The 17,436-nt window shown below is 71.4% G+C and carries 14 protein-coding genes; 7 read left to right on the top strand and 7 right to left on the bottom strand.

The window, feature by feature from the left end; all coding sequences use genetic code 11:
• Positions 1 to 7: 7 nt before the first annotated feature.
• Both M8I34_RS06610 and M8I34_RS06605 read right to left on the bottom strand, forming a co-directional pair.
• The gene (locus tag M8I34_RS06610) at positions 8 to 1,669 is read right to left on the bottom strand and encodes a class I adenylate-forming enzyme family protein (RefSeq protein ID WP_250048325.1); all 1,662 of its coding nucleotides are present in this window, start codon (positions 1,667 to 1,669) and stop codon (positions 8 to 10) included.
• Positions 1,670 to 1,793: 124 nt separating this feature from the next.
• The gene (locus M8I34_RS06605) at positions 1,794 to 2,567 is read right to left on the bottom strand and encodes an SDR family oxidoreductase (protein ID WP_250048324.1); all 774 of its coding nucleotides are present in this window, start codon (positions 2,565 to 2,567) and stop codon (positions 1,794 to 1,796) included.
• 172 nt (positions 2,568 to 2,739) lie between these two features.
• On the opposite strand from M8I34_RS06605, the gene M8I34_RS06600 reads away from it, so the two are divergent.
• On the top strand, positions 2,740 to 4,017 hold the full coding sequence (locus tag M8I34_RS06600) for an exo-beta-N-acetylmuramidase NamZ domain-containing protein (RefSeq protein ID WP_250048323.1): 1,278 nt from the start codon (positions 2,740 to 2,742) through the stop codon (positions 4,015 to 4,017).
• 156 nt (positions 4,018 to 4,173) lie between these two features.
• A complete protein-coding gene (locus M8I34_RS06595; protein WP_250048474.1) occupies positions 4,174 to 5,466 on the top strand; it encodes an MFS transporter in 1,293 nt (430 codons plus the stop codon).
• 21 nt (positions 5,467 to 5,487) lie between these two features.
• On the opposite strand, the gene M8I34_RS06590 is transcribed toward M8I34_RS06595, so the two are convergent.
• Positions 5,488 to 6,510, bottom strand: coding sequence for a LysR family transcriptional regulator (locus M8I34_RS06590; RefSeq protein WP_250048473.1), 1,023 nt, complete (start codon positions 6,508 to 6,510; stop codon positions 5,488 to 5,490).
• 174 nt (positions 6,511 to 6,684) lie between these two features.
• Complete coding sequence (locus M8I34_RS06585) at positions 6,685 to 9,504, bottom strand: penicillin acylase family protein (protein ID WP_250048322.1); 2,820 nt, start codon at positions 9,502 to 9,504, stop codon at positions 6,685 to 6,687.
• A gap of 254 nt (positions 9,505 to 9,758) precedes the next feature.
• Here M8I34_RS06585 and M8I34_RS06580 point away from each other — a divergent pair, with 254 nt between their 5' ends.
• From M8I34_RS06580 to M8I34_RS06565, 4 genes are all read left to right on the top strand, one after another.
• Entirely contained in the window at positions 9,759 to 10,373 is a 615-nt protein-coding gene (locus M8I34_RS06580) for a hypothetical protein (RefSeq protein ID WP_250048321.1), read from the top strand.
• A gap of 84 nt (positions 10,374 to 10,457) precedes the next feature.
• Positions 10,458 to 11,186 carry a 3-keto-5-aminohexanoate cleavage protein gene (locus M8I34_RS06575; protein ID WP_250048320.1) on the top strand — a complete coding sequence of 243 codons (729 nt, stop codon included), beginning with the start codon at positions 10,458 to 10,460 and terminating at the stop codon, positions 11,184 to 11,186.
• Between the two features lie 22 nt (positions 11,187 to 11,208).
• Entirely contained in the window at positions 11,209 to 12,588 is a 1,380-nt protein-coding gene (locus M8I34_RS06570) for an OFA family MFS transporter (RefSeq protein ID WP_250048319.1), read from the top strand.
• Positions 12,589 to 12,790: 202 nt separating this feature from the next.
• Positions 12,791 to 14,233: an amidase gene (locus tag M8I34_RS06565; protein ID WP_250048318.1), complete on the top strand. Its 1,443-nt coding sequence runs from the start codon at positions 12,791 to 12,793 to the stop codon at positions 14,231 to 14,233.
• A 51-nt stretch (positions 14,234 to 14,284) separates the two neighbouring features.
• Here M8I34_RS06565 and soxR read toward each other — a convergent pair whose 3' ends face one another.
• Complete coding sequence (gene soxR / locus M8I34_RS06560; protein WP_250048317.1) at positions 14,285 to 14,851, bottom strand: redox-sensitive transcriptional activator SoxR; 567 nt, start codon at positions 14,849 to 14,851, stop codon at positions 14,285 to 14,287.
• A gap of 170 nt (positions 14,852 to 15,021) precedes the next feature.
• On the opposite strand from soxR, the gene M8I34_RS06555 reads away from it, so the two are divergent.
• Positions 15,022 to 15,483, top strand: a complete 462-nt coding sequence (locus M8I34_RS06555) for a MaoC family dehydratase (RefSeq protein WP_030086844.1) — start codon at positions 15,022 to 15,024, stop codon at positions 15,481 to 15,483.
• A gap of 22 nt (positions 15,484 to 15,505) precedes the next feature.
• Here the strand turns inward: M8I34_RS06555 and M8I34_RS06550 are convergent, their stop codons facing one another.
• Positions 15,506 to 16,159: a TetR/AcrR family transcriptional regulator gene (locus tag M8I34_RS06550; RefSeq protein ID WP_244415775.1), complete on the bottom strand. Its 654-nt coding sequence runs from the start codon at positions 16,157 to 16,159 to the stop codon at positions 15,506 to 15,508.
• Positions 16,160 to 16,281: 122 nt separating this feature from the next.
• Complete coding sequence (locus M8I34_RS06545; RefSeq protein ID WP_250048316.1) at positions 16,282 to 17,433, bottom strand: acyl-CoA dehydrogenase family protein; 1,152 nt, start codon at positions 17,431 to 17,433, stop codon at positions 16,282 to 16,284.
• Positions 17,434 to 17,436 lie beyond the last annotated feature (3 nt).

Genomic DNA, 17,436 nt, shown 5'->3' with positions numbered 1-17,436 from the left:
TGCTTAGTCATGCGCGGTGGCGCAGCTCCCGTCGGAGGATCTTGCCACTCGTGGTCTTCGGAAGCTCGGCCAGGATCTCCACCGCACGGGGATATTTGTACGCCGCGAGCCGTTCCTTGCAGTAGGCGGCCAGCTCGGCGGGGTCCGGAGCGGTGCCGGGGCGCAGGCTGACATAGGCCTTGACCGACTCGCCGCGGTAGGCGTCGGGCACCCCGACGACCGCCGCCTCGCGCACCGCCGGGTGGCTGTAGAGGACGTCCTCGACCTCGCGTGGCCAGACCTTGAAGCCGGAGGCGTTGATCATGTCCTTCTTGCGGTCGACGACATACAGCCAGCCGCCCGCGTCCATGAAGCCGATGTCGCCGGTGTGCAGCTCGCCGTCCGGGATGGCCTCGGCGGTGGCGTCGGGGCGGCGCCAGTAGCCGGGGACGACCTGGGGGCCGCGGACCGTTATCTCGCCCTGTTCGCCGAACGGCAGGTCCCGGCCCGTCTCGTCGATGATCCGGACAACGGTGTCGGGGCCGGGGACACCCACGGCGAGCGTGCCGGAGACCTTGTCGACCGGTGCTTCCCTTCCGGGCGGGACGCTGGCGCAGGGGGCGGTGCACTCGGTCAGGCCGTAGCCGTTGTGGAGGTACGGGCCGAAGTCCGTACGGAACTTCTCGACCAGGGCCGGCGGCAGCGGCGCGCCACCGGAGGACATGGTCCGGAAGGACGCGAAGTGATCGCGGGTGACCTCGGGGTGCGCCATCAGCGCCATATAGGCGGTGGAGGGACCGACCGTATAGGCGGGGCGGTGCTCCAGGAAGGCGTCCAGGACGACGCCCGCGTCGAAGCGGTAGGCGAGCGCGAGGGTGCCGGAGTTGGCGACGCAGGCCGCCAGTTCGCAGACCATGCCGGTGATGTGGAAGAGCGGCGCGAGCGCGAAGTAGGTGGCGCCCTCGGGCAGTCCCAGGCCGGTGCGCTGGCGTTCGGCGTTGTAGGTGATGTTGCCGTGGGTGTTGGTGGCGCCCTTGGGGGTGCCGCTGGTGCCAGAGGTGTAGCTGATCAGCGCGAGGTCGTCGGCGGTGAGCTCCGGGTCGTCGGGCGCCACGCGGATCCGGCCGCCGGAACGGGCGACGGTCAGCAGGTCGTCGGCGCCCTCCTGCGGGCCGAGCCGCTCACCGCGCAGCACCCGCCGGTCGTCGCGGGTCTGGAGGTCCCGTTCCCAGGCGGTGAGCGCCATCCGTACGGACGGCGCCTCGGCGGCGGTGGCGCGCAGAAAGCCGTCCCAGGTGCGGTCGGCGCAGATGACGGCGGTGACCTCGGCGTCGTCCAGGATGTGCCGCATCTCGGCGGACTTGTACATGGGGTTGACCGGCACCACCACACCGCCGGCCTTCCACACGCCGAGCAGGGCGAGCACGAAGTGCGGGGTGTTCTGGAGCATGACCGCGGCCCGGTCGCCGCGCCGGAAGCCGCGCTCGACGAGGTGGGCGGCGATGCCGTCGGAGAGGGCATCGGTCTCGGCGTAGGACAGCCGGCCGTCGAAGTAGGCGAGCGCCGTGCGGTCCGGGACGCGGCCCACCACGGCCCGGAAGGCGTGCAGCATCGAGGGGGGCGGCTGGACAGGGGCGCGCTGGGCGTCGGTGAGCTGTGCCAGCCACGGCATGTCCTGGTAGGAGGTCATCGGGGTGCGGCCCTTTCTTCCTGATCGCCTGATCATCCCTGCGGGGGAAACACCTGGGTGACGCGGGGTGGCGGGCGGGGTCCGGCCGGCCCGCCACCCGGCCCTGCTGAGGGCGTGGTCCGCGCTAGGAACGGCCGCCCTCGGCCTGCTCCAACTTCCGCTGGAGGTGGTTCATCCCGCTGAGCCAGCGGTCCGGGTCCGCGGCGCGCGCGGTGTAGTAGTCCGCGACCTCCGGGTGCGGCAGGACCAGGAAGCGGCCCTCGGCCATCGCCGCGAAGAGCGCCTCGGCGACGTCCTCGGGCTCGACGGCCGTGGGGGTGAGGACGAGGTCCCCGGCGGCCCCGGTGGCGGCCAGCATGTCGGTGCGGACGCCCTGGGGGCAGATGGCGTGGACGTCGATGCCGCGGTGCCGGTAGGTCAGCGAGAGCCACTCGGCGAAGGCGTAGGCGCCGTGCTTGGTGACGCTGTAGGGGGCGGCGGCGACCATGGTGAGCAGGCCGGCGGCGGAGACCGTGGAGATGAAGCGCCCGCTGCCGCGCTCCAGCCACTCCGGCACCAGCGCGCGTGCGGCCCGCACGTGCGCCATGACGTTGACGTCCCAGGCCAGCGTCCAGTCCTCCTCGGACGCCTCGGGTCCGCCGCCGGTACCGACCCCGGCGTTGGCGCAGAAGATGTCGATACCGCCGCCGAGCGCCTCGCGCGCCGCCGGGACGATGGCGGAGGCGTCCCCGGCGACCGCGACCGCCCCGATCTCCTCGGCGGTCTTCGCCGCCTTGGCCCCGTCCAGATCGTTGACCACGACCCGGGCGCCCTCGGCGGCGAACCGGCGGGCCAGCGCGGCGCCGATCCCCCCGCCCGCCCCGGTCACGACAACGGTCTTGTCCCGTACGGCTTCCACGCTGGGTCTCCCTCGGTCGCATCGATGCGGCTGACAGGCAGACTAACCGGTCGGTATGTCCCGGCGGAAGAGTCCGCGGCCGTACGGCCGGGTCCGTTCCCCCACGCCCCGGAGCGCGTTAGCGTGCACACGACACGTACCCGGTCGATTCTCTGATCACGGAGGTGTGCGGATGGCTCTGTCGAGACGCGTTCTGCTCGGGCGGCTGGCGGCGACCGGAGCGGCCGGTGCGGCGCTGGCCACGGGCGCGGGCCCGGCCCGTGCGGCGGACCCGGCGCACGGCGGCGGACGGCGGGTGCACACCGGCTTCGACCGGCTGTCCGCCGACGGCTACCGCCTCCTGGACGGCCACAAGGTCGGCATCGTCACCAATCCCACCGGCGTCACCCAGGACCTGCGGCACATCGTGGATGTGATGCACGCCGACGCGAGGGTGCGGCTGACCGCCGTCTTCGGCCCCGAGCACGGCTTCCGCGGCACCGCACAGGCCGGCGGCTCCGAGGGCCGCTACGACGATCCGGCCACCGGACTGCCGGTCTACGACACGTACAACAAGAGCGGCAAGGATCTCGCCGGCATCTTCACCGCCTCCGGTGTGGACACCGTCGTCTTCGACATCCAGGACGTGGGCGCCCGCTTCTACACCTATATCTGGACGCTGTACGACTGCATGGTGGCCGCGGTGCTCGCCGGCAAGCGCTTCGTCGTCCTGGACCGGCCCAATCCGGTCACCGGCCGCTCGGCCACCGGCCCGGTGCTCGACAAGGCGTACGCCTCCTTCGTCGGCCGGGAGCCGATCGCGCAGGCGCACGGCATGACGGTGACGGAGCTGGCCCTGCTGTTCAACGGCGAGTTCGTGCCGCAGGCCGCCGGGCGCCCCGTGGAGCTGGAGACCGTCAGGATGACCGGCTGGCGGCGCGGCGACTTCTTCGGGACGACCGGCCTGCCGTGGGTGCCGCCGAGCCCCAACATGCCCACACCCGACACCGCCCTCGTCTACTCCGGCACCTGCCTCTTCGAGGGCACCAACCTCTCCGAGGGGCGCGGCACCACCCGCCCCTTCGAGCTGCTGGGCGCGGACGGCATCGACCGGCGCTGGGCCGCGGCCGCCACCGAACTGGACCTGCCCGGCGTCCACTTCAGGGAGGCCTACTTCGCCCCCACCTTCTCCAAGTTCCAGGGCAAGACGATCGGCGGCGTCCAACTGCACGTCCACGACCCCGGGACGTTCGACCCGGTACGCACCGGCATCGCCCTCCTGGTGACCGCGAAGCGGGTCTGGAGCGGCTTCGCCTGGCGGCCGGACAACGGCATCGACCGGCTGACCGGCTCCGCCACCGTACGGAAGATGATCGACGCGGGCGCGGGCCCGGACGAGATCATCGCCGCCTGGCAGGAGAAGCTCGCCGGCTTCCGTGCGCTACGGCTGCGGTATCTGCGTTATCGGTGAGAGCGCGGGCGGGTTGCGGTCGTGGCCTGTCTCGGTCTCAAGAGCCGAGACAGGCCATTTCACCTATTGACTGCCCCCTGCACCGAGTCGGAAAGTGCGCTCGTGAGCAGCGACGCGACATCAGCGCAGACAACAGCACAGACAACAGGAAACTCTCTGTCGAAGGAGGATCAGGAGGCCGCCGGCGGGGAGAGTTTGCGCCGGGTGGCAGTGGCTTCGTTCATCGGGACGGCCATCGAGTTCTACGACTTCTATATCTACGGAACCGCCGCCGCGCTCGTCCTCAACCAGGCGTTCTTCCCGACGCTCAACCCGGTCAACGCCACCCTCGCGTCCTTCTCCACCTATGCGGTGGCGTTCGCCGCGCGGCCGCTCGGCTCGGTGATTTTCGGCCACTTCGGCGACCGGGTGGGCCGTAAGTCCGTCCTGGTCGCCTCGCTGCTTCTGATGGGGCTCTCGACGGCGTGCGTCGGGCTGCTGCCGGGCTACGGCACATGGGGTGTCTGGGCGCCGCTGCTGCTGATCGCGCTGCGCTTTCTCCAGGGCATCGGCCTGGGCGGGGAGTGGGGCGGGGCCGCGCTGCTCGCCGTCGAGCATGCGCCGCGCAAGCGCCGTGGGCTGTATGCGGCCTTCCCGCAACTCGGTCCGTCCGTCGGGTTCTTCGCGGCGACCGGGGTGTTCTGGCTGCTGTCGTCCGTGCTCGACGACGCGGCGTTCCGCTCGTGGGGCTGGCGGGTGCCGTTCCTGCTGTCGTTCCTGCTGGTCGGCGTCGGACTGTTCGTACGGCTGAAGATCAGTGAGACGCCGGTCTTCGCGAAGGTGCTGGACGCCCAGGAGGCGAGCAAGGTGCCCACCGCCGATGTGCTGCGCCGGCATCCGCGCGAACTGCTGCTGGGCGCGGGCGGGATGATCGTCGCGTATGGCCTCTTCTACACCGCGACGACCTACTGCCTCTCCTACGCCACCGGCACTCTCGGCATCTCCCGCAACACCATGCTGGGGCTCTCCCTGGTCGCCTGCCTCTTCCTGGCGGCCGGTACCTGGCTCGCCGCCACCCGCTCCGACGGCGCAGGACGCCGCAAGCTGATCCTTGCCGGGAGCGCCCTTGCGGTGGTGTGGGGGCTGGTGCTGTTCCCGCTGCTGGACACCGGACAGCCGGTGCTGATCGCCGTCGGCATCGGTGGCGCGCTGTTCTGCATGGGCGTGGTGTACGGCCCGATGGGCGCCTATCTGCCGGAGCTGTTCAGCGCGACGGTGCGCTACTCGGGCGCCTCGCTGGCCTACAACCTGGGCGGCGTCCTGGGCGGCGCGGTCGCTCCGCTGGTCGCCACCCGGCTCCAGTCGGCGTACGGCTCGGCGTCGGTGGGCTGGTACGTCAGCGCGATGGCGGTCGTCTCGCTGCTGTGCGTACTGGCGCTGCCGGAGACCCGGGAGCGGGAACTGGTCTGAGGTGCCGGTGCCGCCCCGCACTCATGAGCTCAGCCACCATCTCCCGCTCTCCCCGGACAGTGCGTCCCACAGGAGGTTGAGGGGGTGGCCGGGGGCGTAGGAGTCCCGCTCGCCGCGGCGGGTGAAGACGCCGACCAGCACCTCGGTCCTGGGCCCCACCTCCCCGACGATCTCCAAGGTGCGCAGTCCGCCGGCTTCCGGGAGGCGGCCGTCCGCGGCCGCCTCCCCGATGCCCCGGGTGACCAGCATCGCCCCGCTGACCACGCCCGACCGCAGCAGTTCGAAGCCGTAGTGCGCGGCCTCGATCTCGGCCGCGATGGACAGCTTCTGCCGGTATTCGGGGCCGTACCACGAGGTCAAAAAGCGGCCGATCAGACCGCGCGCGGAGACGACCAGCGGCAGCCGGGGCAGGTCGCGGGCGCCGAAGGAGGTACCGGGGAGCCGTTCCGGCGGCAGGTTCGTCAGCAGCGAGAGCCCGCTGCGCCGCCACTCCATGACCTCGTACGGAGCCAGCAGTTCCGCTTCGTCGGCCTCGGTGACGACGACGCTGCCGCAGACCAGATCGAGTTCCTTGGAGCGCAGTTTGGTGAAGAGGTCGCCGGTGCGGACGTGGGTGACCTTCAGGTCGACATCGTCGCGCTCATAGTCCTCGGTGACGCGTTCCACCGCGTCCAGCAGGAAGCCGAGCGTATAGCGGGTGGTGCCGACGGACAGGGTCCGGCCGAGCCGGCGGCGGGCGTCGTGCACCCCGTCCGACCACTCCCCCAGCGTGCGCCGGGCCAGCTCGACCAGTGCCTCGCCGGTCGCGGTGAACAGGGCGTCCCTCCCCCGCCCCTGCTTGAGGACCAGTTCCTCGCCGCACAGCGCGGAGAAGGTGCGGTTCATGGTGTCCAGCTGCTTTTGCACACTGGACTGTTCGCGGCCCAGCCGGCGCGCGGCGCCCAGCGCGGTACCCGCCTCGTGAACGACGATCAGCGTGCGCAACTGGTCCATGGTGGTATCCAGCAGCTCCGTCGGGTACTGCTGCGGACCGAACAAGGCCATGCCCCGCTTTCCCATCCCCTGGAGTTCAGAACCCTTCAGCATACCCCCAGTGGAATCCCGCCCCGAGGGCAGCCGCGGCACCCGGCACGGGAGTTGGAGCGACGGGGCACCCGGCGTGCACGCACGAAGGCCCCGGGGTCACCCGCCCCGGGGCCTTCGCATGCCGCCTGCCGTCTACCGGTGTGCCGGGAACTCCACGACCTGCTGATAGGTCGGCCGGTTCTGCCAGCTGATGGTGTCGTGGGTCAGGCCGCCCACCGTGCGGTGGATGATCGCGTCCGCGCACCACTGGTCGCCGGCCTTGCAGCTGTCGTCGCCGGGGTAGACCTGCTCGGCGGTCTTGCCGCTCGCCTGCTGGAGCGTGGCCAGCAGGGTGTCGCGGCAGGCGGACAGGTCACCGTTGCCGCAGTACGGCCGCGCGAGCGGGCCCGCCACCTTGTCGCCGAGCACCGCACGCAGATCCTTGTCCGCGTAGCTCCACCAGCCGTACTGGAACGCCGATCCGGCGTGCCCCCCGGTCGGCCCGTGGCCGGCCGACGGTGATTCGTCGACGGCGAGGTTGGCACGCAGTGCGTCGTAGAGGTCGCCGCCGAGGCCCGGCTTGAAGACGGCCTCGGTCATCAGCGGCCACCAGGCGTCCATGAGGCGTACCGCGTCGGGGTGGGTGTAGGTGTGCGAGCCCGCCGCGGTCTCCTTGCGCTGGGCGCCGTCCTTGCGCCAGGCCTCCAGCTGCTGGACCGCGGTCTTCAGCTCGGGGTCGGTGACGGGCTTGCTGGTGAGGACGCGCAGGAGTTCGGGCAGTACGTCCTCGCCGCGCAGGTCGGTGACGGCGGCCTCGGACATGGCGCGGGTCAGCGACGCCCGGGTCACCCCGCCGTCCTTGGTCAGTGCCCGCACCCGGTCGTCCAGGAGATTGCCGCGGTGCACCGAACCGTTGCCGAAGCCTGCCGAGTCGTAGTCCTGGGCCTGCTTGTTGTTCCACGAGATGTAGTAGTCCTGGCCGACGGACTGCGGATGCTGGGCGGGCGGGGTGTAGTCGGTGGTGTTGGTGGCCGGGTCGTAGCCCTTCCACTCGTAGGCGTCCTCCGCCTTGACGGGCAGGGACGGATCGACATCGGGGTTGCGGACCGGGTTGAGGCCGCTGTTGTAGTACGCGATGTCACGGGAGTCGGCGTAGAACCAGTTGAAGGCGTAGCCGATGTGCTCGGCGGCCTGCTGGAACGTCTTGGCGTCGCGTACGTAGGACGGGTCGTTGAACATCTGGAAGCCGATGATCGAGTCGGCCTCGTGGCGGTAGGTGGAGCGCTGCGCGGTGTAGGCGACGGGTTTGCCGTCCATGGTGGCGCGATGGGTGACGGTCCCGTACTTCGTCCGGAAGACCTGCATCCGGTAGGAGCCGGCCGCCGTCGGGTCGGCGACGGTGGGCTTCCAGGAGTTGGTGCGCTCCAGCTTCTCCATGGGGACGCAGGCGCCGCGGTAGCGGTAGGAGGTGGAGTCCTTGGTGGGCGCGGAGCCGTCCGCGTTGCACAGCTCGACGGCGTAGGTGTCGGTGATGTCCTGGCCGGCGGAGGTGGCGCTCCAGGCGTAGTCCTGGCCGCGGCCGAGCTGGACGTACATCCCGACGCCCGCGAAGGAGGCGCCGCGGGCGCTGATGCCGGGTCCCTGGATCTCCTGGAGCATCAGCAGCTGGGGCGCGAAGTAGCCGGTCTGCGGGCCGAAGACGGCGACGGGGTGGCCGCTCGCGGAGTGCTTGCCGGAGACCAGCAGGGCGTTGGACATCCCGCGGTGCTGGGTGGGGTCGAGGCTGCCCTTGGGCAGCACCCCGTCCTTGAAGAGGCCTTCCAGCTTCTTGTACTTCCTGGGCGCCTTGACCGGATCCCTCGGCGGCGTTCCGCTCTTGACGGTGGCCGCGCCGGTGCGGTCGAAGACCAGCGGCTCGGACGTGACCGAGCCGCGGTCGGGCAGCGCGGTGCCCTTGGCCTTGGCCGGCTTGACTGCGTACGGGAAGCTGCTGCCGTCGTGCAGCGTCTTGGCGGCCTCGGGGTCGTTGCGCTCCCGGAAGGACTCCCAGACCTCGGTGCCCTTCTCGACGCCGTACTTCTGCTGGGCGGAGAGCAGCGCGAGGGCCGAGGGGACCTCGCCGCCCCCGCCGTTGCCGAAGAGACCGCCGACGACGGAGGCCAGGGCTATCAGGTCGGTGAGCTTGAAGGGCTGGATCTCACCGGCGTTGGTGATCGCGTCGACATGGCCGGTGAGGACGTACTCACCGGGGAAGTACCGGCCGTTCTTGGACTGTTCGCGGTAGGCGTTGATGCCGTCGACATAGGCCTGGGCGTCTTGCATGGCCAGCTTGCCGCGCTCGCCGTTGGTGTCCCGGATGCGGTCGACCTGGGCCTGGAGATCGGCTTCGGTGTACGGCGCCTGCGGCCAGAACTGCTGCTCCAGGCCCTGGTTGGCGAGCGCGCCGCCGGCGAAGGAGGTCAGTTCGCCGCGGCCGATGTGGCGGAAGAGGTCCATCAGCCACAGCCGGTCCTGGCCCGCGGCGTAGCCGGCGCCGTACTCGGTGCCGTAGCGGGTGGTGCCCTTGATGTGCGGCACGCCGGTCTTCTTGTCCCGGGTGATGGTCACGTCGTCGCGGGGCGCGGTGACCTTGCCGACCTGGTCCTGGGGGACGCCGAAGGAGGCGTCGTTGAAGAACCGGTTGAGGGTGTCGTCGGTCAGCGACTGGTATCCGCTCGCCAGCGCGCCGTACGGGCCGAGTTGGTCGGTGGAGTGCTCGGGGTGGGTGCCGAACAGCTTGTTGCCGAGGATCTCCATCAGGGTGGCGTTGCCGGTGGCGCCGGGCGGCAGGATGTCGCCGCACTGGCCCTGGCAGTAGTCGTTGGCGTCCTTCGGCACGGCGGCCGCGGTGGGGGGCGGTGCCAAGAGCGTGGCACCCAGGGCGAACAGGGCTGCCGCGGCGGCGGTCCTGAGCCTTCCGGTACGTCGTCGCATTCCTGCTCCTCGATGGGGGTCCCCTGCTTGTTACGAGCCCGGGGGAGGGTGGGCGGGACGTTACCGGCGGTTATCCCCGGCCGGAAGATGAACAACAGTCAACTTTCCTTCTTCCGGGGAGAATCTTTCGACGACGCCAGGACACTCGGAACATCACCCCCGAAAAAACCGCAAGAAAGTTCGATGGATCCAGTTGGTGATCGACTACGTCCCATCCCCGTTCAGTCGGATCCTCCCCACGGAGGTGGGATGAAATGGCCGGTTTCAGAGCCCTCGCAGAACAGGTCCGCAATCCACGACTCGTCGCGGCTCAGCGACGCACCGCCCTGCGCAAGTGCCTTGAACGCTTCGCCCCTTACGGGCACCGGGCGACCTGGCACCACCTGTGCACCCGGGCCGGTATCGCGACCCAGGACCGCGATCCCGATCCCGAGCGGCTGGTAGCCGCGCTGGCCGAGCTGGAAGAGGCCCGTGCGCTCTGGCTCGCGTACGAGGAGGAGTTCGCCGCCCGGCGCCGGAAGGAGAAGCACGACGGCATCCGGCAGCCCGGCGCCATCGACGAATGGCACCGGCGGACCTGGGGCGGCTGTGACATCGTGCCGTGCGAGTCACCGCAACGGCACCCGGCGGCCCGCCTCGCGGTGGTGCTGCGCCGCATGATCGTGGCGATGGAGACGGGGCGGCCGCGCCGCGACTGCCCCGTGTGCGGCGGCACCCGCTTCACCTGGCTCCCGGAGCCGGTGGACGCCCCGGCACCCGGACCGGCCTGCTTGCAGTGCGGGGTGCTGGCCCCGGTCTCCGTGCTGACGCCCGAGGTGCTGACCGCCGCGGGCCGGGCGCACGGGGCGGGGGCGTTCGCGGCGGCCTGACCCCGGACGGCGGCCGCGCGCCGCCGTACACCCGGAACGGCCGACGTCAGGGGAGCTGTCAGACCCTGCTGTCATCATCGGGACATGCTTCAGGTCTGTCTCAACGGCGCCCGGACGGCGGCCGATTCCGCGGCGGTGCCGATGTCACCGGCCGCCCTCGCCGAGGCCGCGCGGCAGGCGGTGGCGGCCGGTGCCGACGAGGTCCATGTCCATCCCAAGACCCCGTGCGGCCAGGATTCCCTCGCGCCGCGCGTGGTGGCCGCCGTCCTGGAGGCCGTCCGGGCGGTGGTGGATGTCCCGGTGGGGGTGACGACCGGCGCCTGGAGCGAGCCGGATCCCGCCCGCCGGGCGGAGCGGATCCGCTCCTGGACGGTGCTGCCCGACCACGCCTCGGTGAACTGGCACGAGCAGGGCGCCGAGGCCGTCGCCGCGGCCCTGCTGGAGCGTGGCATCGGCGTCGAGGCCGACATCTGGTCGGGCACGGACGGCGCGGAGTCGTTCGCCCGCTCACCGCTCGCGCCGCGGGTGCTGCGGGTGCTGGCCGAAGTGACCGACACCGACGCCGGGTCGGCGCCGGCCACCGCACGCGAGCTGCTGACCGCCGTGGCCGGCGCCGCGCCCGGCCGCCCGGTGCTGCTGCACGGGGAGGACGGCGGGGCCTGGCCCGTGCTGCGACTGGCCGGCGCGCTGGGCCTGGCCACCCGGATCGGCATCGAGGACACGCTCCTGCTGCCCGACGGCCGGCCGGCCACCGGCAACGCCCAACTGGTGGCCACTGCAACGACTTTGGTGCGCGGCCTTCCCGGCGGGTGACCGGAGAGGTACGTTCCGCCGCATGATCGCGCTCGCCCGCTCCCGCATCGTCGCCCCGCCGGGGTGGAGCCGCTGGCTCGTCCCGCCCGCCGCCCTGTCCATCCATCTCGCCATCGGACAGGCCTACGCCTGGAGTGTGTTCAAACCGCCCCTGGAGTCCTCCCTCCAGCTGTCCGGGACGGCCTCCGCGCTCCCCTTCCAGCTCGCCATCGTGATGCTGGGCCTGTCCGCCGCGTTCGGCGGCACGCTCGTCGAACGCAACGGCCCGCGCTGGGCGATGTGCGTCTCCGCGGTCTGCTTCTCCACCGGCTTCCTGGTCGCGGCCCTCGGCGCGGCCACCGGCCAGTATTGGCTGGTGGTGCTCGGTTACGGCTTCATCGGCGGCATCGGCCTGGGCATCGGCTACATCTCCCCGGTCTCCACCCTCATCAAGTGGTTCCCCGACCGTCCCGGGATGGCCACCGGCATCGCCATCATGGGCTTCGGCGGCGGCGCGCTGATCGCCTCCCCCTGGTCCACCCAACTCCTGGACTCCCTCGGCGCGGACGCCTCCGGGATCGCCCGGACCTTCCTGATCATGGGCCTGGTCTATGCCGTCTTCATGACCCTCGGGGTCGTGCTGGTACGGGTCCCCGCCGACGACTGGCGGCCGCCCGCCGGACCGCCCGCGGGCGCGTCCATGGCCCGCCCGCTCGTGACCACCGCACAGGTCTCGGCCCGCAGCGCGCTGCGCACCCCGCAGTTCTGGTGTCTGTGGGTCATCCTCTGCATGAATGTCACGGCGGGCATCGGCATCCTGGAGAAGGCCGCCCCGATGATCTCCGACTTCTTCGCGCACACCGCGGCACCGGTGAGCGCCCCGGCGGCGGCCGGATTCGTCGGCATGCTCTCCCTGGCCAATATGCTCGGCCGGATCGTCTGGTCCTCCACCTCCGACCTGGTGGGCCGCAAGAACATCTACCGTCTCTACCTCGGCGCCGGCGCCCTGATGTATCTGCTGATCGCGCTGGCCGGCGACTCCTCCAAGCCGCTGTTCATCGCCTGCGCGGTGGTGATCCTGTCGTTCTACGGCGGCGGATTCGCCACCATCCCGGCGTATTTGAAGGATCTGTTCGGCAGTTACCAGGTCGGCGCGATCCACGGGCGGCTGCTGACGGCCTGGTCCACGGCCGGCGTGCTCGGCCCGCTGATCGTCAACGCCATCGCCGACGGGCAGAAGTCCGCCGGCCGCAGCGGCCCGGACCTCTACACCACCTCGTTCTTCATCATGATCGGCCTGCTCGTCGTCGGCTTCGTCGCCAACGAACTGGTCCGCCCCGTGCACCCACGGCACCACCAACCACCGGAAAAGACGGACCAGTTGGCAGCCGAGCCCGCCGCCCCGAAGGGAGCCGAGCAGTGACCGCCCGCCGCGCCCTCCTGTTCGCCCTCGTCTGGCTCTGGGTGGGCATCCCGTTCATATACGGCCTTTACGAGCTGACCCTCAAACTGAAACAACTGTTCACGGGCTGACCCCCGCCCGGGCATCGCGCCCGGCCGGCGTCGGCCCTCCTGCCCGTACGGCACAGGGCCGTACGGGCACCCGTAGGAGAGGGTGGACGTCCATGGCCGAACTGCACGATCTGACCGCGATCGAACAGGCCGAGGGGATCCGGTCGGGTGAGCTCTCCCCCGTGGAACTCACCGAGCACTACCTGACGCGGATCGAGCGGCTCGACGACTCACTCGGCGCCTTCCTCACCCGTACCCCCGAGATCGCCCGCAAGCAGGCCTCGGACGCCGAGAGCGAGGCCACCGCGGCCCGCCGCGAGGGCCGCGAACTCCCGCCGCTGCACGGGATACCCGTCCCGGTGAAGGACCTCAACCAGGTCGCAGGGGTGCGCTGCACGATGGGTTCGCGGGCGCTGGCCGAGCATGTGCCGACCGTCGACGACCATGTCGTCCAGAAGCTGCGGGCGGGCGGCACGATCCTGCTCGGCAAGACCAACACCCCCGAATTCGGGCTGCCCTGCTACACCGAGAACGGCCTCGCACCGCCCGCCCGCACCCCGTGGGACCTGGAGCGCTCGGCGGGCGGCTCCAGCGGCGGGGCGGCCGCGGCCGTGGCAGGCGGTCTGGCGCCGGTCGCGCACGCCAGCGACGGCGGCGGCTCGATCCGTATCCCGGCCTCCGTCTGCGGGCTGTTCGGCATCAAGCCCAGCCGCGGCCGGGTCAGCGGCGGGCCGCTGCTCCATGACGTCACGGGCCTGGCCACCTCGGGGCCGCTGGCCCGTACCGTCGCCGACGCGGCCACCTTGCTGGACGTGCTGGCCGGCGCGATGCCCGGAGATCCGTACGCGGCGCCGTCGCTGCCGCCCGGCGAGACCTTCGCCGCCCATGCCCGCCGCGACCCCGGACGGCTGCGGATCGCCTGCCTGACCGAGGCGCCCGTCCCCGGTGTCGAGGTCCACCCCGACTGCCGCACCGCCACCACCGACACCGCCGCACTGCTGACCGGACTCGGCCACCAGGTGGAGGAGCTGTCCCTGCCCGCCGACGAGGGCATCCTCCACGCCTTCACCCGCGTCTGGTCGGTGCTCGCCGCGAACCGCCCGCTGCCGCAGGAGGGCGAGGAGCTGCTGATGCCGCTCACCCGCTATCTGCGCGCCCGCGGCGCCGAGGTCTCCGGTACGGACTTCGCGCGCTCCCTGTACGCCTTCCGGGTCCTCGCCCAGTCCCTCGCGGACGGCCTGATGCCGCCGGAGACCGGCTACGACGTGATCCTCACGCCGACGGTGGCCGCGCCTCCGGTGCCGGTCGGCGGGCTGCGCAACGACGCCGATCCCCAGGCCGAGTTCTCCGCCATCGGCGCCTTCACGCCGTTCACCGCGCTCTACAACGCCACCGGCCAGCCCGCGGTGAGCGTCCCGCTCCAGTGGAACGCCGAGGGGCTGCCGATCGGCGTGATGCTGGCCGGGCGGTACGGCGACGAGGCCACCTTGATCGCGCTGTCGGCGCAGCTGGAGCAGGCCCGTCCGTGGGCGGGCCGCACTCCGCCCATGTGGTGACGGACGCCGGAGTACGTGCGCCCGCCCGTCACGGGGCGGGCGCACCCGCGCTCACGGCCCGTCCGGGCAGCACCCCTGCGCGTCCTGCTCGCCGTGCCGGTCCGCCGGGTGCCGCCGGTCGCCGCCGGCGCGCTCCTGGGCCCCCTCCGGGTCCGTGACCCTCCGGTCGACCCGCAGCCGCCGTGCGCCAGGACCCTGCTCGCCGAGGTTGTCGTACGGATTGGACAGCGCGCACTTCTCCAGCGAGAGGCAGCCGCAGCCGATGCAGTCGGTCAACCGGTCGCGCAGTTCGACGAGTTGGCTGATCCGCTCGTCCAGCTCGGTGCGCCAGACCTCGGAGAGCCGGGCCCAGTCGGCGCGGTTGGGGGTGCGCTCGTCGGGCAGCTCCGCCAGTGCGTCACGGATCACCGCGAGCGGGATCCCGACCCGCTGTGCCGCCCGCACGAACGCGACCCGGCGCAGTGCGTCACGGGTGTAGCGACGCTGGTTGCCCGCCGTCCGGGTGCTGCTGATCAGTCCCTTGGACTCGTAGAAGTGCAGCGCGGAGACCGCGGCACCGCTGCGCGCGGAGAGCTGGCCGACGGTGAGTTCATGAACCTTGTACGGAAGCTGGGGCACGGTTCAACCCTAAGGGCAGTCCCGGCCCCGGCCCCGGGCCGGGAGACGGCCCCACCTGCCGTTGCCCAGGCGTTGACAGCGGCTGCCCGCACTCAGCATGCTGAGCAAGCGCTTAGTAAGCATCGGCCGGTGCACAGCGGCGGCGGATGGATCCCGAGGAGGCGGACAAGATGGCACAGCCCCGAGTGTTCGGATCGCTCGACGAACTGCGGGACGCAGTCGGTGAGGAGCTGGGCACCAGCGACTGGCTGGAGATCGACCAGAAGCGGATCGACCTGTTCGCGGAGGCCACCGGCGACCACCAATGGATCCATGTGGACCAGGAGAAGGCCGCGGCCGGCCCCTTCGGCACCACCATCGCGCACGGCTATCTGACGCTGTCGCTGCTGCCCGCCCTCGTACCGCAGCTGATGCGGGTCGACAACGTGAAGATGGGCATCAACTACGGCGCCAACAAGGTGCGCTTCCCCGCCACCGTCCCGGTCGGCTCGCGGCTGCGCGCCACGGCCAGGATCGCCGAGGTGACCGAGGTGACCGGCGGCGTCCAGCTCGCCACGGTCGTGACGATCGAGCGCGAGGGCGGCGACAAGCCGGTCTGCGTCGCGGAGACGGTCAGCCGCTTCTACCTCTAGAACCTGATCCAGGCGGCAGGCCCTAGCCGGCCTGCCCCTCGGGGGTCCGGTCCGCCGGCGCACCCACCATGCGCAGCACGAGGTCGGCATAGAGGGTGCCGACCTCGTCGGGGGTGCGCGGGCCGTCCGCGGTGAACCAGCGGGCGACGTCCACGCACAGCGACAGCACCGCGAGGGTGGTGCCCGGCACGTCGTCGGCCCGGAACTCCCCGCTGTCCGCGCCGTCCTGGATGATCTGCCGCAGCAAGCGGTCGGTCCGGCGGCGCAGGCCGGTGATCTCGGTGTAGTGCTCCGGGCCCAGCGCCTGGAGTTCGTACTGGATGACCCGGGCGGTGGTGTGGTGCTCCGCGTGCCAGCGGGCGAAGGTCCGTACGGCGTCGCGGAGGCGCTCGGTGGCGCTGCCCTCGGCCTCGGCCGCGGCACCCATGATGCGCAGCGCCTTTTCGTGGCCGATGCCGCTGATGCGGTAGAGCAGCTCTTCCTTGGTCTTGTAGTGGATATAGAGGGCGGCCGGGCTCATACCGGCCCGGCCGGCGATGTCACGGGTGGTGGTGGCGTGATAGCCACGCTCGGCGAACGCCTCGACGGCGGCGCTGACCAGACGTCGCGCGGCGTCCGGGGTCACCCCGGCCCACTCCTCGTTCTCCTCTTCGGCCCGCTCCGCCGCCGCACCCATCGCCTACCCCGCTCCTCGATCCGCCAGGGACCCTCCTCTGACGGATCGAACACCATATCGCGCTGCTGAGCAAGCGCTTAGGGGTCGGCGGCGGGCGGCCGGGACATCCGTGGACGGACCGGTCAGAAGGCGGAGACCCCCGTCAGCGCACGACCGATGACCAGCTTCTGTATCTGACTGGTGCCCTCGTACAGCGTCATCACCCGTGCGTCCCGCAGCAGCTTGCCGACCGGGTACTCGTCGATATAGCCGTAGCCGCCGAAGATCTGGAGGGCGTTGTTGGCGGCGCGCACCGCGGCCTCGGAGGCGAACAGCTTGGCCTTGGACGCGGCGGTGGCGAACGGCTCGCCGCGGTCGATCAGATCGGCGACCCGCCAGGTCAGCAGCCGTGCGGCATCCACGTCCACGGCGATATCGCTGATCAGCTCCTGCACCAGCTGGTGCCGGGCGAGGGGCTTGCCGAACTGCTCGCGCTCGCCCGCGTAGCCGAGTGCGGCGTCCAGGGCGGCCTGGGCGATGCCCACACAGCCGGCCGCCACCGACATCCGGCCCTTGGCCAGCGCGGACATCGCGACCGAGAACCCCTTGCCCTCGGGGCCGAGCATGGCGGTGGCCGGGACCCGTACGCCCTGAAGGACCAGCTCCGCGGTGGCCTGGCCGCGCAGGCCCAGCTTGCCGTGGATCTCGCGGCGCTCCAGACCGGGGCTGTCGGCGGGCAGCAGGAAGGCGCTGATGCCCTGGTGCCCGGGGGCGCCGCCGGTGCGGGCGAAGAGCAGTACGACATCGGCCCAGGTACCGTTGGTGATGAACATCTTGGCGCCGTCGATGACGTACTCGTCCCCGTCGCGTACCGCCCGGGTGGCGAGACTGGCCGCATCCGACCCGGTGCCCGGCTCGGTCAGGCCGAAGCAGCCGACCGCCTCGCCGGAGGTGAGCCGCGGCAGCCACGCCCGCTTCTGGTCCTCGTCGCCCCATGCGGCGAGGGTCTTGGCCACCAGCCCCAGGGAGACCGAGACGATGCCGCGCACCGAGGAGTCGGCGCGGCCCAGCTCCTCGGTGACCAGGACGTAGGAGAGGTGGTCGCCGCCGGAGCCGCCGTACTCCTCGGGGACGGTGAGCCCGAGGAAGCCGAGCTCGCCGAGCTTCTTCACGATGCCGCGGTCGACCTGTTCCGCACGGTCCCAGGCGGTGGCGTGCGGGGTGATCTCACGGTCGGCGAAGTCCTCGGCGAGCTGCCGCACCGCGGTCTGCTCCGCGCTGAGCTCCAGGTTCATCTC

It is taken from the genome of Streptomyces sp. MCA2, from assembly GCF_023544705.1.
In the GTDB taxonomy this organism is placed as follows: Bacteria; Actinomycetota; Actinomycetes; order Streptomycetales; family Streptomycetaceae; genus Streptomyces; species Streptomyces decoyicus.
Note: the sequence above shows the minus strand (reverse complement) of the source record. Positions and strands in the feature narration are given on the sequence as shown.

Coding starts and splice junctions, on each gene's coding strand:
- M8I34_RS06580 (WP_250048321.1), top strand. CDS start 9,759: ATGGCCGGTTTCAGAGCCCTCGCAGAACAGGTCCGCAATCCACGACTC.
- M8I34_RS06575 (WP_250048320.1), top strand. CDS start 10,458: ATGCTTCAGGTCTGTCTCAACGGCGCCCGGACGGCGGCCGATTCCGCG.
- M8I34_RS06550 (WP_244415775.1), bottom strand. CDS start 16,159: ATGGGTGCGGCGGCGGAGCGGGCCGAAGAGGAGAACGAGGAGTGGGCC.
- M8I34_RS06555 (WP_030086844.1), top strand. CDS start 15,022: ATGGCACAGCCCCGAGTGTTCGGATCGCTCGACGAACTGCGGGACGCA.
- M8I34_RS06610 (WP_250048325.1), bottom strand. CDS start 1,669: ATGACCTCCTACCAGGACATGCCGTGGCTGGCACAGCTCACCGACGCC.
- M8I34_RS06585 (WP_250048322.1), bottom strand. CDS start 9,504: ATGCGACGACGTACCGGAAGGCTCAGGACCGCCGCCGCGGCAGCCCTG.
- M8I34_RS06565 (WP_250048318.1), top strand. CDS start 12,791: ATGGCCGAACTGCACGATCTGACCGCGATCGAACAGGCCGAGGGGATC.
- M8I34_RS06570 (WP_250048319.1), top strand. CDS start 11,209: ATGATCGCGCTCGCCCGCTCCCGCATCGTCGCCCCGCCGGGGTGGAGC.
- M8I34_RS06545 (WP_250048316.1), bottom strand. CDS start 17,433: ATGAACCTGGAGCTCAGCGCGGAGCAGACCGCGGTGCGGCAGCTCGCC.
- M8I34_RS06600 (WP_250048323.1), top strand. CDS start 2,740: ATGGCTCTGTCGAGACGCGTTCTGCTCGGGCGGCTGGCGGCGACCGGA.
- M8I34_RS06590 (WP_250048473.1), bottom strand. CDS start 6,510: ATGGCCTTGTTCGGTCCGCAGCAGTACCCGACGGAGCTGCTGGATACC.